Source organism: Micromonospora sp. NPDC127501, assembly GCF_040302185.1.
GTDB lineage: Bacteria > Actinomycetota > Actinomycetes > Mycobacteriales > Micromonosporaceae > Micromonospora.
The window spans coordinates 284,213-310,511 of sequence record NZ_JBEORJ010000001.1 but is presented as its reverse complement, the minus strand read 5'-3'; the positions used below and the strand labels follow the sequence as shown (position 1 = coordinate 310,511).

The window sequence follows — 26,299 nt, the reverse complement described above, 5'->3', positions numbered from 1 at the left end:
GAAGCCAGGGTATGCGCGGCCGGGGCACGTCCGGGACCGTTCGTCAGCCGATCACGGGGTCGTGTCGGTGGCGCGCAGGCGCAGCATGGTCCAGGACGCGGGCGGGAGAGTGAGTTGGACGCTGGCGTCGGCGCCGCGTGCCGTGCCGTTGGGGCGCGGCGCGGCGTGGTCCGGGCCGTCGGCCGTGTTCTTGGCGTGCAGGTCGGTGCCGCCGACGGTGACGCACTCGATGATGTCGCTGACCTGGGCACCGGCGACGTCGATGGTCACCTCGGCCGGGGTCTCGAGGGCGCGGTTGACGAGGAAGACGGTCATCTCCCCGGTGTTGTCGTCCCAGGTGGAGACCGCGTCGACCGCGTCGATCTCACCGTAGCGGTCGGTGGTCGTCGTGCTCCCCTCGCGCAGCACGTCCAACACGGTGCCCTGAGCGTGCCGGGCGGTGCGGGCGAAGGGGTGGAAGATGGTCTGCCGCCAGGCCGAGCCGCCCACCTCGGTCATGATCGGTGCGATGACGTTGACCAGTTGGGCCTGGCAGGCCGCGCTCACCCGGTCGCTGTGCCGCAGCAGGCTGATGAGCAGGCCGCCGACGACGACCGCGTCGGCCACGCTGTAGTGGTCCTCCAGCAGCGGCGGCGCGACCGGCCAGTCCTCGCCGCTCGGCGGCGTGGACGGGGCGGCGGACTGGTACCAGACGTTCCACTCGTCGAACGCGATCATGATCTTCTTGGTCGACCGGCGGATCGCTCCGACCGAGTCGGCGATGGCGGTGACGGCGTCGATGTACCTGTCCATGTCCTCGGCCGAGGCGAGGAAGCTGGCCAGGTCGTCGTCGACCGGCTGGTAGTACGCGTGCAGCGAGATCAGGTCCACGTCGTCGTACGCCTCGGTCAGCACGTCGCGCTCCCAGCTGCCGAAGGTCGGCATGCCGAGGTGGGAGGAGCCGCAGGCGACGAGTTCGAGATCGGGATCGAAGCGGCGCATGGCCTTCGCGGTCTGCGCAGCGAGCCGCCCGTACTCGGTCGCGCTGCGCTGGCCCACCTGCCACGGGCCGTCCATCTCGTTGCCCAGGCACCACAGCTTGATCCCGTACGGATCGACCGCGCCGTTGTCGCGGCGCTGGTCGGCGAGGTGGCTGCCACCGCGGTGATTGGCGTACTCGAGCAGGTCTACGGCTTCGGCGGTGCCACGGGTGCCGAGGTTGACCGCCATGATCGGATCCACGCCGGCCTTGCCGACCCACCGCATGAACTCGTCGAGCCCGAACTCGTTGGTCTCCAGGCTGTGCCAGGCGAGGTCGAGCCTGGCCGGTCGTTTGTCGACCGGGCCGACGCCGTCCTCCCAGCGGTAGGAGGAGACGAAGTTGCCGCCGGGATAGCGGACCGTGGTGACACCCAACTCGCGCACCAGGGCGAGGACGTCGCCCCGGAAGCCGTCGGCGTCGGCCGTCGGGTGCCCCGGCTCGTAGATCCCGGTGTAGACGCAGCGACCCAGGTGCTCGACGAACGAGCCGAAGAGTCGACGTGGCACCGGAGCGACGCGTCGGCGGGGGTCCAGGGTCAGGCGGGCCGTGTTCACGCCGTTCGCCGGCGTGCTGTCGAGGTGGGTGTTCAGGGCTGGCTCCCTTCGTGCGGGTCCGACGCCGGCAGCACGGCCCGGGCGCCGGGACCGAGGGGTGGTGGAGGCACTGTGAGCTCTGGACAACGTGATCGTCTTCGATTACGTTCTCGATCTATGTAAACGTTACCGATTACGTTTACGTAAGGGAACACGGCGCCTGGATCAATGTCCGGCTGGCATGGCCTCAGGGTCGTGCCGTCCCCAGCTGACCGGGCGCCCCGCTCCCGCCCGCCTCGCCGTCACCGCTTCCCGGCCGTCGTCCGCAGCGCACGTGGCCAGGCGCCGGCGGTGTGGTGACCGACGAGGCCGAAAGACCAGCTTGTCGCGGTGATTGGGTGACCACTGTCGAGCCGGAGATCGAGGCGACCTACACGGATGCGACCGCGCCCGTCGACGAACGGGTGTCGGATCTGCTGGCCCGGATGACCCGCGAGGAGAAGCTCGCGCAACTGGGCAGCACGTGGGCGTTCACAGTGCTGGAGGGCGGACGGTTCGCGGCGGAGCGGGCCCGGCCGATCCTTCGACACGGTCTGGGGCACGTGACCCGCGTCGCGGGCGCGACCAGCCTGAAGGCAGCGCAGGTGGCGCGAGCCGCCAACGCGATCCAGCGTTTCCTGGTCAACGAGACCCGGCTGGGGATCCCGGCGATCGTGCACGAGGAGGTCTGCTCGGGGGTGATGGCCCGCGAGGCGACCATCTTCCCGCAGGCGATCGGCGTCGCGAGCACCTGGGCACCGGAGCTGAACCGGCTGCTGGCGGACGCCGTTCGCGCACAGATGCGCGCCATGGGAAGCCACCAGGGGCTCTCGCCGGTGCTGGACGTGGTCCGCGACCCACGGTGGGGCCGGACCGAGGAGACCTACGGCGAGGACCCGTACCTGGTGTCCCGGATGGGGGTGGCGTTCGTCCAGGGTCTCCAGGGCGCCGACCTGACCGATGGCGTCCTCGCCACCGCCAAGCACTTCGTCGGCTACGGGGCGTCCGAGGGTGGGTTGAACTGGGCGCCGGCACACCTGCCGCCGCGTCTGCTGCGCGAGGTGTACCTGTATCCGTTCGAGGCGGCGGTCCGCGACGGCGGGCTCCAGTCGGTGATGGCCGGCTACCACGAACTCGACGGCGTCCCGTGCCATGCCAACCGCGAGCTCCTCGCCGACGTCCTGCGTGGGCAGTGGGGCTTCACGGGCAGCGTGGTCTCCGACTACTTCGCCGTCAACGACCTCCACTCGTACCACCACTTCGCGCAGGACAAGCAGCAGGCCGCGACGGTGGGCCTCGGTGCGGGCGTGGACGTCGAGCTTCCGGCGACGGACGCGTACGCGGACGCCCTCGCCCACGCCCTGGACGCCGGCGAGGTCAGCGAGGCCCGGCTCGACGAGGCCGTCGCACGGGTCCTTCGGCACAAGGTCGAACTCGGGCTCTTCGAGAACCCGTACGTCGACGAGGACGCGGCCTCGACGTCGGCGAACGTCGAGCGGCACCGGGACGTGGCGCTGGAGATCGCCCGCCGCAGCCTCGTCCTGCTCAAGAACGACGGCGTCCTGCCGCTGCTCGCGGGAGACGGAACTGTCGCTCTCATCGGCCCGAACGCCGACGACGCCCGACACCTGCTCGGTGACTACTCGTTCGCGGCCCACATCGAGGCGTTGGTCGAGGCGCGCAAGCGGCGCGGCCTGCTCGGCGAGATGATGACGATCCCGGACGATCTGGAGATCGACGAGAGCACCGGCGGTGTGCCGACGGTGCGCGACGAACTCGCGGCGCGGCTGGGTGACCGGCTGCGCTTCGCCCCGGGCTGCGACGTGCTCGACTTGTCGACCGAGAGGTTCGCCGAGGCGGTCGCGGCCGCCGCGTCGGCCGACGTCGCGGTGCTGGTCCTGGGGGACCGCTCGGGGCTGACGCCCGGGGCCACCACGGGCGAGTCGCGGGACCGGTCCAGTCTGGATCTGCCGGGCGTGCAGGAAGAGCTGGTCCGTGCCGTCGTCGCCACCGGCACACCCGTCGTGGCAGTGCTCGTCGCCGGCCGACCGGTGGGCAGCGACTTCCTGCACGAGGAGTGCGCCGCGGTGCTGATGGCCTGGTTGCCGGGGGAGGCCGGGGCGCAGGCGATCGCCGAGGTGCTCCTCGGTGAGGTCAACCCGAGCGGAAAGCTGCCGATCTCGTACCCGCGCGGTGTGGGTCAGATCCCCGTCTTCTACGGCCACAAGGTGTCCGGCGGGCGGTCACACTGGCACGGCGACTACGTGGATTCGCCGGTAGCGCCGCGATACGTCTTCGGTCACGGCCTCGGGTACACCTCGTTCGTGATCGAGGACGCCACTGTGGGAAGCGCCGAGGTCCGCGCCGGGGACAGCGTCGATGTCGAGGTCACGCTCACCAACACCGGACACCGGGCGGGGGAGCAGGTCGTGCAGCTCTACGTCCGCGACCCACAGGCCACGATCACCCGGCCCGTGCTGGAGCTCAAGGCCTTCGCCCGCGTCGAGGCCGCCGCCGGCCAGCGGGTGTCGGTGCGGTTCGCGCTCCCCACCGGCCAGCTCGGTTTCTACGACCGGAGCATGGCCTACGCGGTGGAGGCCGGGCAGATCGAGGTGTACGTCGGCTTCTCGGCTGCCGACCACACCCATGCCGGCAGCTTTGTCATCAGCGCCGACCCGGACCGGCCGGCGTCGAAGGTCTTTACCGGGACTGTCGAAGTTCGGCAGCTGTGAGCGTTCACTCCGGGTCGGGGAATGGTTCTTGACGGAGCGTGCCGTCCTGTTGTCGACGGGTGGCGCCGGCGCAGAAATCAGGCCCCACTTCGACGCCCGGCGGAGGATGCCGATTGCGTTATTCGCAACGGCGTTCGGAGGTCAACCGCGCCTTGTCGGCGTCCAGTTAGGACGTTCTGCCCAGTGGTCGGGTAAGGACGAAGAGGTCTTGTGTTCGTAATCGTTCTCAGTTACGTTGGCAACATCCTGGAAACGTAACCGATAACGATTGCAGTCCAGAGAGAGCGGCATGATTGAAGTCAATGCGCCGGTCACAATGAGTGATGTCGCCCGAGCTGCTGGCGTTTCCACCGCCACCGTCTCGCGCGTCGTCAACGGGCATTACGGCGTCAGCGCTCGCACAGTCGCTCAGGTGCGCTCCGCCATCGAGCAGCTCGGCTACGAGTCGAGCCTGGTGGCCACCAGCCTTCGGCGCAGCCGCACCAACGTTCTGGGCCTCGTGGCGCACAGCTTCCAGTCGTACACGGCGGAAGTGCTCAAGGGCGTGATGAAGGCGCTGAGCCGCTCGGGCTTCGATCTGATCATCTACGCCAACAGCGACCTCTACGGGTCGTATTCGGAGGGTTGGGAGCAGCGGCACCTGACCCGACTGTCGGGCACCCTCACCGACGGGTGCATCGTCGTCACGCCCTGGGGTGATTTCCGGACCCGGACGCCGGTCGTGGCCATCGACCCGGTGCGGGGCTCGACGGCACCCTCGGTGATTTCCGACAACCTCGCTGGCGCCACCGCCGCGGTCGAGCACCTGCTCGGCCTGGGCCATCGGCGTATCGGGTTCATCGCCGGTCGCGACAGCCTGGCCTCGGCCTGGTCGCGGGAGGAGGGCTACCGGGCCGCGCTGACCACCGCCGGGGTTCCGGTCGACCCGACGCTGATCGGCCGGGGAGATTTCAATCCCGAATCGGCGACTCCGCTGGCGCGCGTGCTGCTGCAACGACCGGACCCGCCGTCGGCGATCTTCGCGGCGAGCGACGGGATGGCCCTCAAGGTTCTGGAGGTCGCCAGGGAGCTGGGGCTCTCGGTGCCGGGGGACCTGTCCGTCGTGGGGTTCGACAACATCCCCGAGTCGGCGTTGACCCAGCCGGGTCTGACCACTGTGGACCAGTCGATGTATCAGCTCGGGTACGAAGCCGCGCGGATGCTGAAGTCACTGGTGACCGGCGAGTGGGACGAGCCGAGCCAGATCGTGCTCCCGACCAGCCTCGTCGTGCGCGACTCGACCGCACCGCCAAAGAGCGCGGCACGACCATGACCTCAGCCCGTAGGTGCACGAACCTGATTGCTCCCGACAGAGCGATCAGGTCAGGTGTGCCAGTGGCAGCAGCCTGAAGGAGGTGCACGCAGCACACGGCCAGATCCACCGTTGAGTTGAGCCGGTCAGTCGGGTCGCATCCGCTGCCGGCACATGAAAGGAGTGGAGTGTGACTACCGAACAGTATCACGGGCGCTTACGCCGTCTGGGCGTACGCCGGCGGCTCTCGGCGGCGTTCACCGCCGGGGTCATCGCCACCGCGGCGGTGCTCATCGCGCCGCAACCAGCCGCGGCGGACACGCCGTGGCTGAACGTCTCCGCGGACCGCTACGCCACGTTCGCCGTCCCGGCCGCGTACGTCCAGGAGAACCTGGGCACCGTCTCGCAGGTCGTCGTCGAGGGAAACTTCGGTCCATCGGCCAGCTGGGCGGAGTTCGGTCTGACCCGTCGGGGTGACGTGTGGTCGGGTGTTCTCGGCGCGTTGGAGCCCGGGCTGTACAACTACCAGCTCACCGCCGATGACACCAAGACCATCAAGGACCCGACGAACAGCACCACTGTCGCGTCCAACCCGCTCCTGAGCACCTTCCTCGTCGCGGGTGACTCGGCGCGGTGGCTGGTCGACGCGCCGGCCGGCACCGGCGGAAAGATCGAGACGCTGACCTACCGCAGCAGGAACGCGCAGCGCTCCGCCCTGGTCTGGACGCCACCGGGTTACGCGGCCAAGGGCCCGAAGGGATACCCGGCGCTCTTCCTGCAGTCGGGTGACGGTGTGGCCGCCACCGACTGGCTCGACCTCGGTCGGTCCAAGCAGATCCTCGACAACCTCTCGGCCGCGCGGGCCATGAGCCCGATGGTGGTGGTGATCAACAACGCCGACGCCTCGGACGACAAGCAGTTGAGGGACCTCCGCAAGGCGGTCACCGACAACTACCGGGTCCTCCGCGATCCGGCGCAGCAGGCGATCGCGGGTGTGTCCGACGGCGGCGCGCAGGCGTTGCAGGCAGCGCTCACCAAGCCGGGTCAGTTCGGCTACGTTGGTTGGTTCTCGGGCACGTCGGCTCCGGAGATCGACCGGAAGGACGCCAAGGCGATCAACCGCGGCGTCAAGCTGCTCCGCCTGTACACGGGCAACGTCACCGATCCCGCGTACAACCCCACCTACCGGCTGACGAAGGCGTTGGCCCGCGCCGACGTCCGGTTCGAGTTCGACGGGGTCAACCCGGACGGCGGCGCTACCTGGACCACCTGGCAGGAGAACCTCGTCGACTTCGTGCCGCGGTTGTTCCGGCACGTGGCCGACCACGGGCCGAGCCCCGGTCACCAGCCGCTCAAGCGGGAATTCACCCCGCCGCCGGCCGGCACCACCCCGACGCCCTTCGTCACCGAGGACGGGTTCGTCACCTTCGAGACCACCACGGACTTCACCGACGCTCAGCACGTCACGGTCTGGGCGAACGTCGCGCCGGGCGGCAGCTGGTTGCGACTGCCACTGACCCGCGACGGCGACCGCTGGCGGGCAACAGTGGGCCCGCTGAAGCCCTGGTTCTACTACTACCGGCTGATCGTGGACCGGGTCGCGGTCAAGGACACCTCCAACCCGACGAAGGTCACCACCGAACCGACGTGGAGCACCTTCTTCATCCCCGGGCCGGGTGCCCGACTGCTGTCGGACGTACCCGCCGGTCGTGGCGGGAAGGTCGAGAGCATGACCTACACCAGCACGGTGGCCGGCCAGGACCGGACCGCGCTGGTCTGGACCCCGCCGGGGTACGACCCTGGCCGCGCACAGCCGTACCCCGTCCTCTACCTCCAGCACGGCGGCGGCCAGAACTACACGGACTGGGTCGAGATGGGCCGCGCCAAGCAGATCCTCGACCATCAGTTCCTCGACGGCGACCTCACGCCGATGGTCGTCGTGATGGGCAACGGCAACTCGTCGAACTTCAACAGCGAGTTGCGGGAGAACATCGTTCCGACGGCCCGGGCCCGCTACAACATCTCCAGCGATCCGTCGCAGCAGGCCCTCGCCGGCCTGTCGATGGGCGGCGGGCAGGCGTTCGGGGTGCTGAAGGCCTACCCGGGCGAGTTCGCCTACGTCGCCGCGTTCTCGGCCGGTTTCGGCAGCGGCACCGGCGTCGACGTGGCGGCGATCAACAACGGCACCAAGATGCTGCGCCTCTACGTCGGTGACCAGACCGACTTCGTGTACCCGAGCTTCATGGCGTCGCTGACCACGTTGGACAATCTCGGTATCCGCTACGAGTTCGACGGGGTCACCCCCGGGCCGCACGGCTGGGACGTGTGGCAGAAGAACCTCATCGACCTGGCGCCCCGTCTGTTCAAGCGCTAGGAGCCTTCGCCGGCGACGCCACCGGGAGCAGGACTTCCTGCCCTCGGTGGCGCCCGCCAGCGCATGGATGCAGTGCACCGCCATCGCCGAAGGGAACCATCTCAATGAAGAGAAGACGAATACTCGCCACGGTAGCCATGCTCGCGGCGGGGACCGGCCTCGTCGCCTGTTCCTCCGACGAGGGCGGCAGCGACGCGAGCAATTGCACGAACACCATCACCAAGCAGAACGTGCCGGTGGTGACGATGTGGGGCTGGTACCCCAACACCCAGCTCGTCGTCGACAACTTCAACAAGCAGCACGACGACGTGCAGGTCTGCTGGACCAACGTCGGCCAGGGCAGCGACGAGTACGACAAGTTCCAGACCGCCATCTCGGCGGGCACCGGCGCACCTGACGTGATCATGGTCGAGGCGGACCGGATCCCGACGTTCCAGATCCAGGGCGCGCTCGTCGACATCAAGCAGTACGGCTTCGACGCGGTCAAGGCCAACTACGGCGAGGGCGCCTGGAAGGACGTGTCGGTCGGCGACAAGGTCTACGGCGTCCCGGTCGACGGCGGCCCGGTGGCGATGATCTACCGGAAGGACATCTTCGACAAGTACAAGATCACGCCACCGAAGACCTGGGCCGAGTACGAGCAGGCCGCCCAGAAGGTCAAGGACGCCGGTGGCCCGCTCTTCGGTGACCTCGGCGCGAACGTCTCGGCGCTCACCATGGCGCTACAGATCCAGAAGGGCGCCTCGCCCTTCACCTACGACCCGGCGCAGCCGAAGGCGATCGGGGTGAAGCTCAACGACCAGGCGTCCAAGGACGTGCTGGACTACTGGGGCGGCCTCGCCAAGAAGGGCCTGGTCGGTACGCAGGACCAGTTCACCCCGGAGTACATCTCCGGCGTGATCAACGGCAACTACGCGACGTACATCTCGGCGGCCTGGGCGCCCGGCTACCTCACCGGCGCCGGGGTCGGTAAGGGCCAGGACACCGGCAAGTTCGCGGTGGCGCCGCTGCCGCAGTGGGACCCGGCCAACCCGGTGCAGGTCAACTGGGGTGGGTCGGCCTTCTCGGTGACCAAGCAGGCGAAGAAGCCGGAGTTGGCCGCCAAGGTCGCCTACGGGCTCTACGCCGACAAGGAGTCGCTCACCGACGGCTGGACCAACCAGATCATCTTCCCGCTGAACCTCACGGCGCTCAAGGACCCCGCGTTCGTCGACCTGAAGGTGGCGTTCTTCAACGGCCAGCAGGCGAACAAGGAGGTCTACCTTCCGGCGGCCGAGGCCTACAAGGGCGTCGCGTACGCCCCCTTCGGTCAGTACTACCTCGACGCCATGGAGAAACAGGTCAGCGAGATCATCAAGGGCTCCGTCACCGGTTCGCAGGCTGCCGACCGGCTCCAGGAGGACGTGGCGAAGTACGCCAAGGAACAAGGCTTCACCGTTCAGTGACCGGATGGGTGGGCCGCGTCGACACCGGCCGGCCCACCCGCCCCCCTCAGCGTCCACGTCCCGGAGACCAAGATGACACTCCTGACCGAGAAGCGCGCGCCGCGTCCTCAGCCTGAGACGCGCAAGATCCGTGGCAAGGTGCACCTCCGCGAACACCTGATGGGGTGGCTCTTCGTCGGGCCGTTCGGGATCGTGTTCCTGGCGTTCCTCATCGCACCGCTGGCGTACGCGCTGTACCTCAGTCTCTTCCAGAAGAAGCTGATCGGCGGCACCAGCTTCGTTCTCTTCGACAACTACGTGAAGGCGTTCACCGACCCGAGCTTCCTGTCCGGGGCGTGGTTCGTCATCCGCTTCTCGCTCGTCTCGATCCCGCTCCAGATCGTCCTCGCGCTCGCGCTGGCCCTCATCCTGGACTCGGTGACCACCCTGTTCGCTCGCTTCTCCCGCCTCATGATCTTTCTGCCGTACGCGATCCCCACCGTGATCGGGGCCGTGATGTGGGGGTTCCTCTACAGCAGGGGCTTCGGCCCGCTCACCGACATCTTTGGGCTGTTCGGCGCCACCGCACCCGACTTCCTGAGCAGCGACCTGATCTTCTACGGGCTGCTCAACGTCGTGACCTGGCAGTGGGCCGGCTACTACATGATCATCCTGTACGCGGCGTTGCAGGGAGTCGACCCGACGCTCTACGAGGCGGCCCGGATGGACGGCGCCGGGCGGTGGCAGATCGCGACGCGGATCAAGATCCCGCTGATCGCGCCCGCCCTCATCCTCATCCTGGTCTTCTCGCTCATCGGCACCCTGCAGTTCTTCAACGAACCGCAGATCCTGCGATACCTCGCCGCGGGCACGATCGGCTCGGACTTCACCCCGAACATGTACGCGTACCAACAGGCGTTCTCGCTCGCCAACTTCAACTACGGGTCCGCGATCTCCTTCGCCCTCGGCGGGCTCGTGTTCATCTGCGTGTACGCCTTCCTGTTCTTCACCCGCAAGCGGAGGAGCTTCCTGTAGATGACCGACCACACCAGCGTCCGCGCCGGCGCCCGCCGACCGCAGCGCTTTCTCCCCCTTCAGATCCTCCTCGGCTTCCTGGTGATCTACTTCCTCGTACCGTTCTGGTGGGTCATCGTCAACAGCTCCAAGGACGCACCCGGCCTGTTCGGCGGCGGCAACACCCTCTGGTTCACCGACCAGATCGACTACCTCGGGAACCTCCGGCAGCTCTTCACCTACGACGGCGGCATCTACCTCCGGTGGATCCTCAACTCCACGCTGTACGCCATCGCCGGCGGAGTCGGCGCCACGATCCTGGCGGTCATGGCCGGCTACGGGTTCGCCAAGTACCGGTTCGCCGCCCGGCGGTTCAGCTTCGCCGTCGTCCTCGGCGCGCTGATGGTGCCCGCCACCGCTCTGGTCATCCCGACCTTCATCATGTTCTCCCGGCTCGGCCTGACGAACACGGTCTGGGCGGTGATCCTCCCGTCGCTGCTCAACCCGTTCGGCGTCTACCTGATGCACGTGTACGCGCGCGACGCGGTGCCCGACGAACTCCTGGACGCGGCGCGGGTCGACGGCGCGGGGGAGATACGGACGTTCATTCAGATCGCCCTTCCGCTGATGCGTCCCGCGGTGGTCACCGTGCTGCTCCTGTCGGCCGTGGCGTCCTGGAACAACTACTTCCTGCCGCTGGCCATGCTCTCCGACAACCGGCTCTTCCCGGTCACCGTCGGCCTCGGCCTCTGGCAGGGAATCGCGTCCGCGAACAACGCGGGAACCACCTCGCTGTGGAGCCTCATCATCCTGGGCTCCCTGGTATCCGTGATCCCACTGATCATCGCGTTCTTCAGCCTGCAACGACACTGGCGCGGCGGACTCTCCGTCGGAGGTCTGCGGTAGGCCGCGCCGACGCCACCAGCCAATTCACCACACGCGCATTGATCGCCGCGCAGGACGCGGCCGGACGGATGACAGAGAGGTGTGCTGATGTCGACGACGAATCGACCGTTGCGCAGCGGGGAGTGGTTCGGTGCGGAAGGCCGTAACGGGTTCATCCATCGGTCCTGGATGCGCAACCAGGGGTTCGCGGACGACGTCTTCGACGGCCGCCCGGTGATCGGCATCGCCACCACCTGGTCGGAGCTGACACCCTGCAACGCCCACCTGCGCGACCTCGCCGAGTCGGTGAAACGGGGCGTGTGGGAGAGCGGGGGCCTGCCGCTGGAGTTCCCGGCGATGAGCCTGGGCGAGCCGCTGATGCGACCCACGACGATGCTCTACCGCAACCTGCTGGCGATGGAGTTGGAGGAGTCGGTCCGCGCCAACCCGCTCGACGGGGTGGTCCTGCTCTCCGGCTGTGACAAGACCACCCCCGGGCTGCTGATGGGAGCGGCGAGCGTCGACCTGCCGACCCTGATGCTGACCGGCGGCCCGATGCTCAACGGCAAGTTCCGCGGCCAGGACATCGGCTCGGGCACCGTCGTCTGGCGCTTCACCGAGGAGATGCGGGCCGGTCGGATGACCGCGGCCGACTGCTCCGAGGCTGAGGTCGGCATGTCCCGCAGCCGAGGCCACTGCATGACCATGGGTACCGCCTCCACGATGGCCTGTGTGACCGAGGCGCTGGGCGTGCAGCTGCCGGGGGCGGCCGCCGTGCCGGCGGTCGACTCTCGGCGGTACGCGCTCGCGCACGCCGCCGGACGCCGGATCGTCGCCATGGTCGAACAGGACCAACGGCTGTCCTCGGTGCTCACCAGGCAGGCGTTCGAGAACGCCGTTCGGGTCAACGCCGCGATCGGTGGCTCCACCAACGCCGTCGTACACCTTCTCGCGATCGCCGGACGCCTCGGCGTCCCCCTGTCGCTGGAGGACTTCGACATCCTCACCGCCGACGTGCCCATGCTCGTCAACCTCATGCCGTCCGGGAAGTATCTGATGGAGGACTTCGCCTACGCGGGCGGCCTGCCGGTGGTGATGAAGGAACTCGCCCCGCTGCTGCACATGGATCACATCACCGTCAGCGGCCGGAGCGTGGCGGAGAACGTCGACGGCGCCCAGTGCTGGAACCGGGACGTCATCGGCACCATGGAGGAGCCGTTCCAGCCCGCCGGCTCGGGCACCGTCGTGCTGCGCGGGTCACTCGCGCCGTCCGGGGCGGTGTTGAAGGTCTCCGCCGCCTCCGCCCACCTGCTCACGCACACCGGCCCGGCGCTCGTCTTCGACCGGATCGAGGAGTACGTGGTCGCGGCCGACGACCCGGACCTCGACGTCACGCCGGACACGGTGATCGTCGTCCGCAACGCCGGACCACGGGGCTACCCCGGCTTCCCGGAGGTGGGCAACGTGCCCATGCCACGACGGTTGCTCGCCGACGGCATCACGGACATGGTGCGGATCTCCGACGCGCGCATGAGCGGCACCGGCTACGGCACCTGCATCCTGCACGTGGCGCCGGAGGCGTCCGTGGGCGGCCCTCTCGCACTGGTACGCACCGGCGATCTGGTCTCCGTCGACGTTCCGACGCGTCGCCTGGATCTCCTGGTCGACGACGCGGAACTCGCCCAGCGCCGTGCCGCCTGGCAGCCTCCGGGTCCGGTGGCCGACCGGGGATGGGTACGGCTCTACAGCGAGCACGTCCTACAGGCGGACAGCGGTGCGGACCTCGACTTTCTCGTCGGTGGCAGCGGCAGCGCGGTGCCCCGTCACTCACACTGACGGCCACGATCGGACGAGGCCCACGAGGAACTGATTTCATGGAAGAACGGACGGCCCGCCAGTGCGAGTTCACGCAAAGGCCGCTGTGACAGCGGCCGACCGGCCCCCGGTCATGGCCGACGTCGCTCGCCTGGCGGGCGTGTCACACCAGACGGTGTCCCGGGTCATCAACGGGGCTCCCAGCATCAGGCGCGAGACGCGGGAGCGGGTCCTCGAGGCCATCCGACGACTCGACTACCGTCCCAACACGGCCGCCCGGGCGCTGGTGCGCGGACGGTCCGGGATGATCGGCATCATCGGCACGGCCAGGACGCTGTTCGGTCCGACGAGCATCCATCGCAGCGTCGAGGACGCCGCCCGCGCGGCCGGCTACTTCGCCACGTCGGTGAGCCTCTCCGAGGTGACGGTACGGGCGCTCAGCGACGCCACCGAACACCTCATGCGCGTCGGCGTGGAGGGCGTCGTGATGATCGCCGGCAACGACGAGGCGCTCGAGGTGGTGCGGATGACCCGCTCGGGTGTCCCCTTCGTCGTCGTGGAGGGGGATCTGTCCAGGGCCAGCGTGACCGTCGGCGTCGACCAGGTGCTCGGCGCCCGGATGGCCACCGAGCACCTCCTCGACCTCGGGCATCGGGAGATCGTGCATGTGAGCGGCCCGCTCAACTGGGCGGAGGCCCGCGCTCGCCTCGAAGGTTGGCGTCAGGCCATGAGTGCCGCCGGCCTACGCCCGCCGGAGCCGGTCGAGGGGGACTGGCGAGCGCACAGCGGCTACGCCGCCGGCCTGCGGATCGGTGCGATGCGCGGGACCACGGCGGTGTTCGCCGCCAATGACCAGATGGCCATCGGTGTACTGCGCGCGTTGCACGAGCGTGGGCGGCGGGTGCCACACGACGTCTCCGTCGTCGGATTCGACGACGTGCCCGAGGCGCCCTACCTCATCCCGCCGTTGACGACGATCCAGCAGGATTTCGACGCGGTCGGCCGGCGGGCCATCACCGCGGTCACCCAGGCCATCGACGACACCGTGCCGCAACGTCTGCCGCTGGTCGTCCCCAAGCTCGTGGTGCGGCAGAGCACGGCGCCGCCGACCGCTACCTGAACAGCCGACGATCTGGACCGGCTGCCCGCCGACGGGCCGGGGAACGCCGGTGCGCCGGCCAGCGGACCTGGGCCCCATGGTGCCGTCACCGGCCGCAGGTGCCGCACCGCGCGCGCGTGCGCAGGTGGTAGTCGGTGGACGCGACGAGCAGACCCAGCCCGATGGCGAGGTACGCCGACATCGCCACCCACAGGAACGCGTCGGAGAACTCGCTGTGCGAGCCCGACGTCACCTGCACCATGCCCATGCCGAAGTAGGCCACGATGCCCGCGCCGAGCCCGAAGCCGGGCACCAGCAGCAGCGGACGAGGAATGGTGCGCCCGGCGAGCAGCGGAACCCACCCCGGCCACACCTCACCCCAGTGGTACACCAGCGCCAGCGGCAACAGCACTCCGGCCAGCACCAGGCCGATCTCCAACCCGAGCAGGGAGGCGCTCTGGTCGACGCTGTCGAACCCCACCACGAACTGGGCCGCGAAGCGGGTCACGAGACCGCCCACAGCGGCCCACGCGGCCCAGCGTGCCCACCGCGCGGGTGCCGAGCGCCGCGTCCCCGGCCGAACCGTCCGGCAGCAGGCTGGGCAGTCGCCCCGGGTACGCCGCTGGTAGTGCGCGGTGGCCAGGCTGAGCAGTACCGCCCCGGTGACACAACCGAGCCGGCTGACGAACGCCAGCGGGTCGAAGAACGGGCCGACGGTGAACAGCAGGAAGCCCACCAGCTCCGGCAGCAGGATCGCGGCTGCGGCGACCAGCGCTCCGGCGACCGTCCAGGCGAGCCCCGCGAGCGCCGGCCGCCACGTCGCCACCCGGTCCAGGGCAACCGCCAGCCCGCCCGCAGAGGCGCACAACGCCACCGACCACCAGCCGGTGAAGCCGAGCAGGTCCAGCCCGAGCCGCCCGAACTCCGGAGCCTCGCCGACCGTCCAGGCCAGACGCACGCCCCCGTATGCCACGGCCCAGCCGAGCACTGCGTACGTCAGACCGTGGAGGTTCCGCCCGACGATCCGTGTCGATGTCGTCATGCACCGATCCTGCCGGCGTCCCGCGGTGGGCAGGCCCCGCTGACAGGGGAAGGCGCTCCCTCGCAGGAGGGACGTACCGACGGTGCGGGTGGCGATCAGCGTGGGCGGCGCCCGCTAGCCGGACTGGGTCGGGTCGTCGGACCCGAACAGCGCCGAGGTGGACGGTGCCGAACGCGGATCACGGGCGGTGTGAGTGATGCCGGCTGCCTGTTCGTGCGCCCGGTTCACAATCGCCTCCGCCTCCCGGCGGGCGGCGCTCACCGTCTTCTCGGCGTCGAGCTTCGCGGCGCTGAGGTGGTCGTCGGCCTGCTCCTCGGCGAGTTTGAGGATCTTCTCCACCTGGGGTCCCAGGTGGGCGAACGTGGGTCTGTCCGCTTTCCGCCGCTGTCGCTCGGCGACGCCCGCCGGGCCCGTCGCCGTTCCGTCGCCGGTCATGCCGGTCGGCTTGTCGCGGTTGGCCAGGCCGTCCCCTACCAGGTCGGACTCTGCCGTACCGATCAGGGAGAGCCCGATTCCGAGCGCGGCGACCGCGACTCCGGGCCAGACCGCGTCCGCCCCGAGGGATGGGCCGAGCGCCACGCCGACGCCCAGCCCGATGAGGGCTGTCGCGGTCTTGATCGGCTTGCGCATGGGCTCCTCCTCAGGTGGTACGGGAACCGGGCCTCCCGTTCCAGCATGGCGAGCGAGTCAACCAGGCCCGGTCTTGTATGGAGTGACCGGTGTGGTGGGAATCCTCGGCCTTCTATACCGTGGCACGGTCACGGGTGGCCACTTCCTCGACCGGGCCGTCCCGCGACGACGTCGCTTACGCGTTCGACATGGGGGTTTCGTCGTGACCATGGAATCGCCGACGACCGGCCGGCCCGAGGCTGGTGAGGCTGACGTGCAGCAGAAGATCGACACGTCGGTGCCGCATTCGGCGCGGATCTGGAACTACTGGCTCGGTGGCAAGGACAACTTCGCTGTCGACCGCGAGGCCGGGGACCAGTATCGCCAGGTCTTCCCCGGCGTCGTCGACGTGGCCCGGGCATCCCGGCAGTTCCTGGTCCGCTCGATCATGTTCCTCGCCGCCGACGCGGGCATCCGCCAGTTCCTCGACGTCGGCACCGGGCTGCCGACCGCCAACAACACGCACGAGGTGGCCCAGCGGATCGCGCCGGACGCGCGGATCGTCTACGTCGACAGCGACCCACTGGTGCTGGTGCACGCTCGCGCGTTGCTGGTGGGCACGGCCGAGGGGAGGACCGCCTACATCGACGGAGACCTGCACGACCCGGCCGCGGTCATCGCCGAGGCCGGCAAGACGCTGGACTTCGCGCGGCCGATCGGTCTCATCCTCAGCGGCGTCATGGGTCACGTGCCCGACTACGAGGTGGCCCGTTCGATCACCCGGCAGCTGGTGGCGGCACTGCCGAGCGGCAGTTACCTCTCGCTGAACGACGGCACGAGCCTGATCAGCGCCGAGATGCAGCAGGCGCAGGACGACTACAACGACAGCGGCGCGACCCCGTACACCCTGCGCTCACCCGACGAGATCGCCGGTTTCTTCGACGGCCTGGAGCTGGTCGAGCCCGGCGTCGTGCCGTGCCCGCAGTGGCGGCCGGACGACGCGGTCGACACGCCGGTCGACATCGACGCCTTCGGCGGGGTGGGCCGTAAGCGCTGACGCTGTCCTGCGGCGGCGGTCGGCACCAGGGCGGGTCGTCCCTGGTGGCTACGCCGCCGCGCGGTACGGACGGTCAGCCGGATTAATCGGCTGGCGGAAGGACGCTCTGCACCGCCACGCAGGGGTCCGTGGCGGGTGCGGCGGCGTGGATCGCTTCGGCGGCTCGGGCGGCGAGGTCGCGAAAGACCTCGCGCTGCTCCTCGGGTAACCCGCCCAGCACGTGGTCCTCGGCGTGGGCGACCCGCCGCTCGGCCTCGGCGAGCGTCTGGCGTCCGCGTTCGGTGGCCACGACCCGTCGGGCCCGCCGGTCCTGGGGGTCAGGTCTGCGCTCGATGAGACCGGCGTTCGCCAGGTCGTCGATGACGTAGGTCAGCACGCTGCGGTCGATGGCCAGGCGAGCGGCCAGGGCACCCTGGGTGGGCACCTCTTCGTGCACGACGACGGCCAGGATGTGGTATCCCCGGCTGCCGTGCGGCAGGTCCTTCAGCAACTCCTCGACGCGCTCGTGCCAGCGGCGCAGCACCATGCCCAGCGACCAACCGAAGTTCGAGCCGCGCCTGCGGTCGGCTGGCAGCTCGCACGGATCGGTCACGGACATGTCCCGATGCTAGTGGCCGGTGCGTTGATCATGATCGGACATCGCGGCAGCCCAGGAATGATTGGCGGCGAAGATAGGTTGTCTGACAAACGATAGGCGTAGAACATGATAGGTTGATCAAACGATCGCGTGGATGGTGAAGTAATGTCGGACTACGGGCACGAACTCCGGTTTGGGTCGTTCCTGACGCCCAGCGTGCACGACCCGGATCAGGTGGTGGCGCTGGCCGAGCTGACCGAGGCGGCGGGGCTGGACCTGGTCACCTTCCAGGACCACCCGTACAACGCGCAGTTCCTCGACACCTGGACCCTGCTGAGTTGGGTCGCGGCCCGCACGGAACGGCTCCGGATCTCCGGAAACGTCCTCAGCCTGCCGCTGCGCCCGCCGGCCGTGCTGGCCCGGGCCGCGGCGAGCCTGGACCGGTTGTCGCACGGCCGCTTCGAACTGGGCCTCGGCGCCGGCGCGTTCTGGGACGGGATCGAGGGCATGGGGGCACGTCGGCTGACCGCGGGGCAGGGAGTCGCGGCGCTGCGGGAGGCTGTCGACGTCCTGCGCGGCGTCTGGGACGACACCGCCACCGGACCGCTGCAGCTGAACGGGGAGTACTACCCCGTACCCGGCATGCAGCGCGGCCCGAAGCCGGCACACGACATCGACATCTGGCTCGGTGCGTACCAGCCGAAGATGCTGGCCCTGACCGGCCAGAAGGCCAACGGCTGGCTGCCGACGCTGGAATACCTGCGATCTCCGGACCGGGTGACCGCCAACCGGCTCATCGACGAGGCGGCCATCGCGGCGGGCCGCGAGCCCCGGGAGATCCGACGGCTGCTCAACCTGTTCACTGTCGACGTCTCGTCGCGCAGCCGCGGCTTCCTCCAGGGGCCTGTCGAGCAGTGGGTCGACCAACTCCTTCCGTTGGTCATCGAGGAGGGGTTCAGCACCTTCCTGATCGGGCGCGACGACCCACGGCTCATTCAGACCCTCGGGCAGGAGATCGCCCCTGCGCTGCGGGAGGCCGTCGCCAAGGAGCGCGCCGGGGGTGAGGTCGGCACCGGGCCGGTCCGCACGACCGTCGCGCTGGCCGAGCGGCACCCCGGCCTCGACTACGACGCGCTGCCGCCGTCGCTGGCCGCCAGGTCCGTCGAGCCCGGTGACCAGGAGTACGAGCGGGTACGCCACACCTACAGCTGGCACGGCTCCCCGGCCCTGGTGATCCGTCCGCAGAACGCCGCCGAGGTGGTCGACGCCGTGTCGTACGCCCGGACGCAGGATGTCCCGCTGTCGGTGCGCAGCGGCGGGCACGGCATCAGCGGCCGGTCGACGAACGACGGGGGAGTCGTCATCGACCTGTCGAGGATGAACAAGGTCGAGGTGCTCGACCGGTCGACCCGTCGGGTGCGGCTGGAGCCGGGTGCCCGGTGGGGCGACGTGGCCCAGACGCTGGCCCCGTACGGCCTGGCGATGAGCTCGGGCGACTACGGCGACGTGGGCGTCGGTGGTCTCGCCACCACCGCCGGTGTCGGATACCTGGCCCGCAGGCACGGCCTGACCATCGACCACGTCGTCGCCGCCGAGATCGTCACCGCGGACGGCCGTCTGCTCCGCGTCGACGACACCCATCACCCCGACCTGTTCTGGGCCGTCCGCGGCGCCGGTGGAAACTTCGGTGTGGTCACCGCGTTGGAGCTGGAAGCGTACGAGGTCGACAAGGTCGTCTACGCCCAGCTCGTCGCGGACGCGACCGACACCGCCGGACTGCTGCGCCGGTGGGGCCACCTGGTCGAGGACGCGCCACGGGAGTTGACGAGCTTCCTCTCCCTCTTTCCCGGCCGCCGTGGCAACCCCCCGGCCGCCCAGGTCACCCTCGTCTACGCCGGTGACGACGTCGAGGCGGCGCAGTCCGCCCTGAACCCGTTCCTGGAGATCGGGCCGATCCTCGACCAGCAGGCGCAGCTCGTGCCGTACCCGGCGATCGTCGTGCCGCCGGGCAACCAGCATCGGGGGCAGGGGCTGAGGGACACCCGCAGCGGTCTGTTGCACCACGTCACGCCGCAGGCGGCCGACCTGATGGACAACATGATCCATTCCGGCGACGTGATGATCATGCAGTTGCGATCCGTCGGCGGGGCGGTCAACGACGTCGCCCGCGACTCCACCGCCTACCCGCACCGGGAGCAGAACTTCTCGGTGCTCGCCGCCACGGTCCCGGACCGCCGGCCCCAGCTCGACAAGCTGTGGGCCGAGCTGTACCCGCACCTCGACGGCCTGTATCTCAGCTTCGAGAGCGACACCGATCCGGCTCGACTGCTGGACGCCTGGCCCGAGCCCACCCTCGGTCGGCTGCGCGCCATCAAGGCCAGCTACGACCCGGACAACGTCTTCAACCGGAACTTCCCCATCCCACCGGCCGACCAGGTCGACTAGAGAGCACCGGACAGGTAGTCGCGGCGACGCTGCGGTTCGAACTTCTCGATCGCGTACCGCAGCATGACCCGTGGCATGACCCGGTAGCGGCGGGCGAGGAACTCCTCCTCCGCCGCTCTGTCCCGGTTGCCCACCTCGCGCAGCATCCAGCCCACCGCCTTCCGGACGAGGTCGTGCGGGTCGTGCAGGAGCCGGTCCCCGAGTCGGAAGGTCCACTCGAAGTCACCGGCCCTGATGAAGGCGAAGGTCGCCATGACGGCGATGCGCCGCTCCCACACGAGGCTCGACTCGGCCAACCGGTCCAGGACGCTCCGGTCCCTGTCGAGCAGCCAGGGGCCGACGATGTACGGAGCGGACGAGTCCACCAGATCCCAGTTGTTGATGCGGTCGGTGTTGGCCAGGATGGTGTCGAAGATCGGACCCCGCTCCTGCTCGTCGCCCTTGGCGAACTGCCGCACCAGGATGAACAGCGCGGTCAACCGCTCCTCGTGCGCGCCTTCGACGAGCAGCTTCGTCGTCTCGGCCAGCGAGAGGTCGCGCCAGAACCGGGCGGCCACCGTGCGCTGGTCGGGCACGGAGACACCGAGGGCGCGGTCGCCCTCGCCGTACCCACCGGGGACCATCTGGAGGAACCGGATTGACGCCTCGGCTCGACGTGGATCGGCGAGGCTGGCGAGTTCCCGACGCACGTCGACGCTGGTGGCCATGACCGTCCACGTTACCGGGGTCCGACAACGGCGACGGCTCCAGCCGTGCGACCCTGCACGACCATCCTCACCGGCCGCGTCGGCGAACCGTCGGTGCGTCGATGGCACCTCGGTGATGTCCTACCTCAGTTCAGGTGACCGGGCCGCTGACCGACGGTCGTCGTGGCCCGACACTCGCACCCACGACCCGCTGGAGCTGTTCTGCGGGGACGCGGGCCGCCAAACCCTGAGCAGGGTGTGAGCGGATGATTCAGTGGGTACGACCAAGATTGCCGACGACCGCCCCGGGGCGGAGCTGCCGGACATCTGGAGAGGTGCCGGCCGTGCCGGAATCTTCCTTCCGGCGGACGCCGATCGAGGAGGGCGTACTGCGATGACGCAGCCGACGATGGATCCCACCGACGCGTTGGCCGAGCTGGGCCGGGTCAGGCTCGACGAGGTCAGCCTCGACGACATGCTGCGCCGGATCGCCGAACTCGCCAAGGGGAGCATTCCCGGGACGAGAGAGGTGACGGTCACTCTGGTGCGGGGTCGGGTCGGCTGGACCGGGGCATTCACCGGCGAGCTGGCCCGTGAGCTGGACGAGTGGCAGTACGAGCAGCACCGGGGTCCCTGCCTGGACGCCTCCGCCAGCGGTGACACCATCTCCGTGCCGGACATGGCCAGCGAAGAACGCTGGCCGGCATGGGCGGAGAGGGCTCGCGACGCCGGGGTGAAGAGTTCCCTCTCCATCGGGCTTCCCATCCAGGGGTCGGTGGTCGGTGCGCTCAACGTCTACAGCGATTCGCCGAACGCGTTCGATCCCTCCTCGATCGCCAGCGCGGAGGGCTTCGCCGCCTACGCGGCGGTGGCACTGGCCAACGCGCACCTGTACGAGAACGCCGCCACGCTGGCCGCGCAGATGCAGGAGGCGATGCGGAATCGGGCGGTGATCGAGCAGGCCAAAGGGATCATCATGGGGAGCCGACGGTGCTCGTCGGAGGAGGCGTTCGCGCTGCTGTCGAAGATCTCCCAGGACACCAACCGGAAGGTGCGCGAGGTCGCGGAGGCCCTGGTCTCCCAGGCAGTCGGAAGATCTCAAGGGTGAGTGCGCCCTGACTGCGCTGCCGCACCCGACAAGGGCCGCCCGCACGAGGCGGGCGACCCTGTCGACAGATCGCGCGGAACGCGTCACCGCCCGGCTGATTCCGGTCCGCTCTCCGAAGGCTTGCGCACCGCGTCGCGTACCCGGTCGATGACCGCCAGCACCGGCCCGGCGGCCAGGTTGCCCTTCGCGGACTGGGCACTGGGATGTGGCCGCGTCGGCGCGGACGCCTCCGCCGCCCGGACGGCCGTGGCGAGGCTGCGAAGCCGGTCGACCGGAACGTGCTGGCGGAGCTGGGGGAACTCGTAGCGCTCCTCGTGCCGGGCATGCAGGAGTACGGCGCCGCGTAACAGGACGATGCCGGTGTCGAAACCGTCGGCGTCCACGCCACCCTTGATCAAGGTTTGCAGGGTCTCCTTCGCCTGACGCTCCTCGTCGAGCCGGTCGTCGACCATCGCGTCACCACCCCCACCGGGCAGCGTCCGGGCGAGCGGGTGGACGACCTCCTCCTCGGCGGTCTCGTGCGCGGCGAGGAGCTTGACGAGATCGTCGAAGGCGTCGCGCCGGGTGTCGCCGGTGCCGCCGATGACCAGCAGGAAGAGCTGCTCGATCTGGGCGTGCTGGGCGAGCAGGAGGTCGACCACATCCTCCTCGGGACCTGGGGTGGCCGGGGTGTCGGCGTCAGGCATGGCTGCCTCCTTCGGCGCGTAGCGTCTCGATCGGGTGCGGGCCCTCGGTCTCGATGCGGTACTCGTCGCCGAAGCGGTCCCGGTGCATGTCGATGACCTGTTCGCTCGGCGGCTGCTGGCCGTCGTGCAGTTGCTGCTGCATCCACTCGAAGCGCTCGTGGGCCTCGCGGACGTAGCCTTCGCCGAGCTTCGTCACGTCGATCTGGGTGGCCAGCAGGTGGCGCAGGTAGTCCTTGTTGGGCTCGAAGGTCAGCGGCTCGGGAAGGCCGACACTGCCGACGACCTCCTCCGGCTCCCGGCCGTCGTGCCGACGCAGCAGGTCGGCGGCCTGCTGGAGGTGGGCCAGTTCCATCTGCAGGTGCAGCTCCCAGATCGCCTTGATCCGGGGGTCGCTCTCCTGCTGGAGGAAGGAGTAGTAGAGCCAGCACTCGTTGTACTCGTGGGTGAGCAGCCGCTCCCACCAGTTCTCACCCGGGTCCAGCAGCGACTCGTAGTGGGTGACGTGCTCCTGCTCGATCATGCTGATTTCCTGGTAGAGCTGGCGCGCGATCGGTTCCATGTACTGCGGGCCGACGTTCATGTAGTAGAACATCACCTGCTGCTCGGCTGACAGGATCGTCAACGCGTGCAGCTTCGAGCGCGGGTCCACCGAGTTGCGGTCGTACGAGGTGCGGACCTCGTCGAAGGGGTGCCGGTGCTCCTGGACCGTCGGCCGGCCGGGCATGACCTCGGTGAGCCCGTCGACGATCTTCTCCGCCTTGCGTCGCTCGACCATTTCGTAGAGGTTGGCGTAGCGGTACAGGTGGTCGAAGTCCTCCAGCACACCGAACTCGTACGCCTGCTTGAGGTAGGGGTCGGGTTCGTGCCGGGCGACCCAGGCGGTGAGGTCGACGGCCACCTGCTCGTAACCGAGCGTCGTCTCCAGCACGCTGGCGACGCCGGGGAGCAGCCAGTTCACCGCGCGCTGTTGCTGGTTCTCCAGGTACCGGACGTAGGCGAGCTGCCGGCGGACCTCCTGGTCAGGGCAGTTCCGGGCGAACTGGTGCGAGAAGTTGATCGCCTCGACCTCGATGCCGTTCATCGTGATGATCCGACACCGGGTGTACGGGTCCACCGCCTCCGGGTCGATCGGATCGACGTTCAGTTCACGCCAGTTGCGGATCTGGTTCTCGAGTGGGATTCCCTTGTGGTCGAGTGGGTTGAACATGCCTCTCCTTCACGGGGGAATGGCGGCCGTGCCGCCTGGGGTAAGGCGGCGACGGAGGAGCCGAAGGGTTGACGTGTCTGCGCCACGCGGCGGGGGCGTCGCGGAGCCACGTCGCTGGAGGTGAGCAGAGCGCTGATGCCGTGCGCGCCGAGGTCGCCGTGTTGATCCGCCGGGGCGCCGTGCGACGGCTGCCGGAGTGGCGGGATCTGGTCGGTCACATGCTGCCTCCGTCCTCGACGAGGGTGGCCGATCCGCCGTGTGTGCACGGCGGGACTGACCACTGGAGGGCGCATGTCTTGACCCGATGGCCACCCTACCCACCCCGAACGGTGGCAAACCCGGCAGTCGTCCGGAAGGAGGTCCGGTGACAGTTCACGGGTGTGGGTGCCTGATCGCTGGGTAGGGCTGAATCATGCTGAAGCGAGCGGTGTGGCAGGGACTGGTGGCGGGCCTGGCCGGGGCGGCGGTGATGACGGCCGCCGAGAAGATCGAACAGCGGGTGACCGGTCGGCCCGACTCCTATGTGCCAGCCCGGGTTCTGGCCCGGCTGACCGGCCTGCCGGAGTCCTCCGGGCAGCAGCCCCGGTGGCAGAACCTGGCGATGCACTACGGCCAGGGCGCGCTGGTCGGCGTGCTGCGCAGCGTCATGGCGCAGACCGGGCTGCGCGGTGCCTGGGCTTCAACGATGTTCACGGCGGTGCGCCTGACCAACGACCAGATCCTGGAGAACGCCACCGGCGTGGGGGCGCCTCCGCCGACCTGGCCCCGCCCCGAACTCGCCATCGACGTGTTGCACAAGTCCATCTACGCGTTCGCCACCGGAGCGGTGGCCGACGCGCTCGCCGCCCGCGACGGGGCGGGTCCCGGGCAGCGGCACGCGGCGCTCCGTCCCGGTCGCCACTCGGACGTCGGTCCGCTGCCCCGGGCAGCGGTCCGTCGGGCATAGCCGCCGCGGAGCCGCCGACGGCCCGGAAAGCTGCGTACGGGGCCGCGAAGTGTTTAGCTGCACGAATGATCACACCCGTTGCCCTCGGCACGTGGCCGACGCCGTTGGAGGCCGCGCCCCGGCTCGCCGCCCGGCTGGGGCTGGCCGAGTTCTGGTTCAAGCGTGACGATCTCACCGGCCTCGGCGGGGGTGGCAACAAGATCCGCAAGCTGCGGTACGCCTGCGCCCAGGCGATCGCCGCCGGTGCCACCACGGTCATCACCTCGGGGGCGCCGCAGAGCAACCACGCCCGGCTCACCGCGACCGCGACCGCGCGACTCGGTCTCTCCTGCGTGCTGGTGCTCGCCGGCCCGCCCCCGGAGCGACGGCGAGGCAACCTGCTGCTCGACGAGCTCGCCGGCGCGGAGATCGTCTGGGCCGGAGACCGTCCGCTCACCGAGGTGGTGGCGATCGAGGCGGAGCAACGGTCGGCGTACGTCATCCCGTTCGGCGGCACCTCACCAGCGTCGGTCCAGGGTTATGTGGACTGTGCTCGGGAGCTGCGAGCCCAGTTGCCGACCGTCGACGGGGTCGAGGTCGTGACGGCGCTCGGCTCGGGCGGGACGATGGCCGGTCTGGTGCGGGAGTTGGGCCCGCAGCGGGTGATCGGCGTGGATGTCGGCGCCGTGCCGGACCCGCGGGCGACCGTCGCCGGGTTGCTCGTCGGCGAGGTCGAGCCGGACGCGCTGCGGATCGACGGCACCCAGGTGGGTGCGGGGTACCGCACGCTGACCGACGCCGCCCGGGCGGCGCTGGAGGTGACCGCGCGCACGGAGGGGGTCTTCCTGGACCCGACGTACACGGCTCGGGCGATGGCGGCGCTGCTGGCCGGCAGCTTCCCGCGCGGCGACCGGGTCGTCTTCCTGCACAGCGGCGGGCTGCCGGGACTCTTCGGCCACCCCGAGTTCTAGCAAATCACTCGGGCCAGGCGGAGTCCTCGATGACCCGGACGAAGTCGATGTGGCGATAGCCGGGCACCCGGTGCTCCAGCACGTCGCCGTTGACGGTCCCGAAGGTGGTGTCCGGCCGGTGCCGGAAACCAGCTGCGAAGGCGTCGACGATGGCCCGCTTGAAGTTCGGCCGTGGGTGTGCCGCGGTGACCGCCGCGATGTCGGCCGGCGACAACTCGTGGTAGCCGATACCGAGGACGTCCGTCTCGACACCCGCGGTGACGAGGGCGACCTCGGGCTCCAGGCGGTACGGAACCTCGGGCGTGGTGTGCAGCGCGATCCCTTCCCACACGATTCGGGCCTCGTGTTCGCCGATGCCGTTCGATCGAAGGAAGCGGCGGGCCTCGTCGGCACCGTCGAGTTCGAAGCGCTGATCGTCGCGGCGGTAGCGTTCGGTCAGTCCCAGGTCGTGGAACATGGCTCCCACGTAGAGCAGCTCGGGATCGGCCTTCAGGCCGAGCCGGCGGCCCTGTAGCGCGCCGAAGAGGAAGACCCGCCGCGAGTGATGGAACAGCAGGTCGTCGGTGGCCTGGCGGACCAGTTCGGTGGCGTCGGTGGCGAGCTGCGAGTCGGGGATCTCGATGCCGGCGATCGTTGTCCTGCTCATCACGGTCCTGTCGGTCCGGGAGCCCGGCCGGGCTCCGATGCGTCCAGCGTCACCCGTCCGAACCGCCGACCGCCCCGTCCTGTCTGCCATGCTTCCCTCAGATCAGGACATCA

At 69.4% G+C, this 26,299-nt stretch carries 21 protein-coding genes; 13 read left to right on the top strand and 8 right to left on the bottom strand.

Features of this window, described 5'->3' with window-relative positions:
* Window positions 1-51 precede the first annotated feature (51 nt).
* Window positions 52-1,575 (bottom strand): arabinosylfuranosidase ArfA, encoded by a 1,524-nt coding sequence (gene arfA, locus ABTW72_RS01275; protein WP_350852643.1) that lies wholly within the window; start codon window positions 1,573-1,575, stop codon window positions 52-54.
* Window positions 1,576-1,952: 377 nt separating this feature from the next.
* Between arfA and ABTW72_RS01270 the strand changes: the two genes are divergently transcribed.
* The 8 genes from ABTW72_RS01270 to ABTW72_RS01235 all read left to right on the top strand — a co-directional run bounded on the left by ABTW72_RS01270 (window position 1,953) and on the right by ABTW72_RS01235 (window position 14,248).
* A complete protein-coding gene (locus ABTW72_RS01270; RefSeq protein WP_350852640.1) occupies window positions 1,953-4,325 on the top strand; it encodes a glycoside hydrolase family 3 N-terminal domain-containing protein in 2,373 nt (790 codons plus the stop codon).
* A 289-nt stretch (window positions 4,326-4,614) separates the two neighbouring features.
* Entirely contained in the window at window positions 4,615-5,637 is a 1,023-nt protein-coding gene (locus ABTW72_RS01265) for a LacI family DNA-binding transcriptional regulator (protein ID WP_350852637.1), read from the top strand.
* Window positions 5,638-5,806: 169 nt separating this feature from the next.
* The gene (locus ABTW72_RS01260) at window positions 5,807-7,990 is read left to right on the top strand and encodes an alpha/beta hydrolase-fold protein (RefSeq protein WP_350852634.1); all 2,184 of its coding nucleotides are present in this window, start codon (window positions 5,807-5,809) and stop codon (window positions 7,988-7,990) included.
* A gap of 104 nt (window positions 7,991-8,094) precedes the next feature.
* Window positions 8,095-9,435: an ABC transporter substrate-binding protein gene (locus ABTW72_RS01255; RefSeq protein WP_350852632.1), complete on the top strand. Its 1,341-nt coding sequence runs from the start codon at window positions 8,095-8,097 to the stop codon at window positions 9,433-9,435.
* A 72-nt stretch (window positions 9,436-9,507) separates the two neighbouring features.
* Window positions 9,508-10,449, top strand: coding sequence for a carbohydrate ABC transporter permease (locus tag ABTW72_RS01250; RefSeq protein WP_350852629.1), 942 nt, complete (start codon window positions 9,508-9,510; stop codon window positions 10,447-10,449).
* Complete coding sequence (locus ABTW72_RS01245; protein WP_350852627.1) at window positions 10,450-11,334, top strand: carbohydrate ABC transporter permease; 885 nt, start codon at window positions 10,450-10,452, stop codon at window positions 11,332-11,334.
* An 87-nt stretch (window positions 11,335-11,421) separates the two neighbouring features.
* Complete coding sequence (locus tag ABTW72_RS01240; protein WP_350852624.1) at window positions 11,422-13,149, top strand: IlvD/Edd family dehydratase; 1,728 nt, start codon at window positions 11,422-11,424, stop codon at window positions 13,147-13,149.
* Between the two features lie 112 nt (window positions 13,150-13,261).
* On the top strand, window positions 13,262-14,248 hold the full coding sequence (locus ABTW72_RS01235; protein ID WP_350852621.1) for a LacI family DNA-binding transcriptional regulator: 987 nt from the start codon (window positions 13,262-13,264) through the stop codon (window positions 14,246-14,248).
* An 85-nt stretch (window positions 14,249-14,333) separates the two neighbouring features.
* Here ABTW72_RS01235 and ABTW72_RS01230 read toward each other — a convergent pair whose 3' ends face one another.
* Window positions 14,334-15,269, bottom strand: a complete 936-nt coding sequence (locus ABTW72_RS01230; protein ID WP_350852618.1) for a hypothetical protein — start codon at window positions 15,267-15,269, stop codon at window positions 14,334-14,336.
* A gap of 114 nt (window positions 15,270-15,383) precedes the next feature.
* A complete protein-coding gene (locus ABTW72_RS01225) occupies window positions 15,384-15,899 on the bottom strand; it encodes a DivIVA domain-containing protein (protein ID WP_350852615.1) in 516 nt (171 codons plus the stop codon).
* Between the two features lie 208 nt (window positions 15,900-16,107).
* On the opposite strand from ABTW72_RS01225, the gene ABTW72_RS01220 reads away from it, so the two are divergent.
* A complete protein-coding gene (locus ABTW72_RS01220; protein ID WP_350852612.1) occupies window positions 16,108-16,935 on the top strand; it encodes an SAM-dependent methyltransferase in 828 nt (275 codons plus the stop codon).
* Between the two features lie 82 nt (window positions 16,936-17,017).
* On the opposite strand, the gene ABTW72_RS01215 is transcribed toward ABTW72_RS01220, so the two are convergent.
* Window positions 17,018-17,533: a MarR family winged helix-turn-helix transcriptional regulator gene (locus ABTW72_RS01215; RefSeq protein WP_350852609.1), complete on the bottom strand. Its 516-nt coding sequence runs from the start codon at window positions 17,531-17,533 to the stop codon at window positions 17,018-17,020.
* 144 nt (window positions 17,534-17,677) lie between these two features.
* Between ABTW72_RS01215 and ABTW72_RS01210 the strand changes: the two genes are divergently transcribed.
* Entirely contained in the window at window positions 17,678-19,957 is a 2,280-nt protein-coding gene (locus ABTW72_RS01210) for an LLM class flavin-dependent oxidoreductase (RefSeq protein WP_350852606.1), read from the top strand.
* Here the strand turns inward: ABTW72_RS01210 and ABTW72_RS01205 are convergent.
* Window positions 19,954-20,664, bottom strand: coding sequence for a DNA alkylation repair protein (locus tag ABTW72_RS01205; protein ID WP_350852603.1), 711 nt, complete (start codon window positions 20,662-20,664; stop codon window positions 19,954-19,956). The two genes, ABTW72_RS01210 and ABTW72_RS01205, sit on opposite strands and share 4 nt — an antisense overlap.
* Before the next feature lie 373 nt (window positions 20,665-21,037).
* Between ABTW72_RS01205 and ABTW72_RS01200 the strand changes: the two genes are divergently transcribed.
* Entirely contained in the window at window positions 21,038-21,751 is a 714-nt protein-coding gene (locus tag ABTW72_RS01200) for an ANTAR domain-containing protein (RefSeq protein ID WP_350852600.1), read from the top strand.
* Window positions 21,752-21,834: 83 nt separating this feature from the next.
* On the opposite strand, the gene ABTW72_RS01195 is transcribed toward ABTW72_RS01200, so the two are convergent.
* Window positions 21,835-22,437 (bottom strand): hemerythrin domain-containing protein, encoded by a 603-nt coding sequence (locus tag ABTW72_RS01195; protein ID WP_350852597.1) that lies wholly within the window; start codon window positions 22,435-22,437, stop codon window positions 21,835-21,837.
* Complete coding sequence (locus tag ABTW72_RS01190; protein WP_350852594.1) at window positions 22,430-23,644, bottom strand: hypothetical protein; 1,215 nt, start codon at window positions 23,642-23,644, stop codon at window positions 22,430-22,432. The genes ABTW72_RS01195 and ABTW72_RS01190 overlap by 8 nt, the downstream gene beginning before the upstream one ends.
* A 412-nt stretch (window positions 23,645-24,056) precedes the next feature.
* Here ABTW72_RS01190 and ABTW72_RS01185 point away from each other — a divergent pair, with 412 nt between their 5' ends.
* Together ABTW72_RS01185 and ABTW72_RS01180 are read left to right on the top strand one after the other, a co-directional pair.
* Window positions 24,057-24,590 (top strand): hypothetical protein, encoded by a 534-nt coding sequence (locus ABTW72_RS01185; RefSeq protein WP_350852591.1) that lies wholly within the window; start codon window positions 24,057-24,059, stop codon window positions 24,588-24,590.
* Between the two features lie 65 nt (window positions 24,591-24,655).
* Entirely contained in the window at window positions 24,656-25,540 is an 885-nt protein-coding gene (locus tag ABTW72_RS01180; RefSeq protein WP_350852588.1) for a pyridoxal-phosphate dependent enzyme, read from the top strand.
* A 4-nt stretch (window positions 25,541-25,544) separates the two neighbouring features.
* Here ABTW72_RS01180 and ABTW72_RS01175 read toward each other — a convergent pair whose 3' ends face one another.
* Window positions 25,545-26,186 (bottom strand): HD domain-containing protein, encoded by a 642-nt coding sequence (locus ABTW72_RS01175; protein ID WP_350852585.1) that lies wholly within the window; start codon window positions 26,184-26,186, stop codon window positions 25,545-25,547.
* Between the last annotated feature and the right edge of the window lie 113 nt (window positions 26,187-26,299).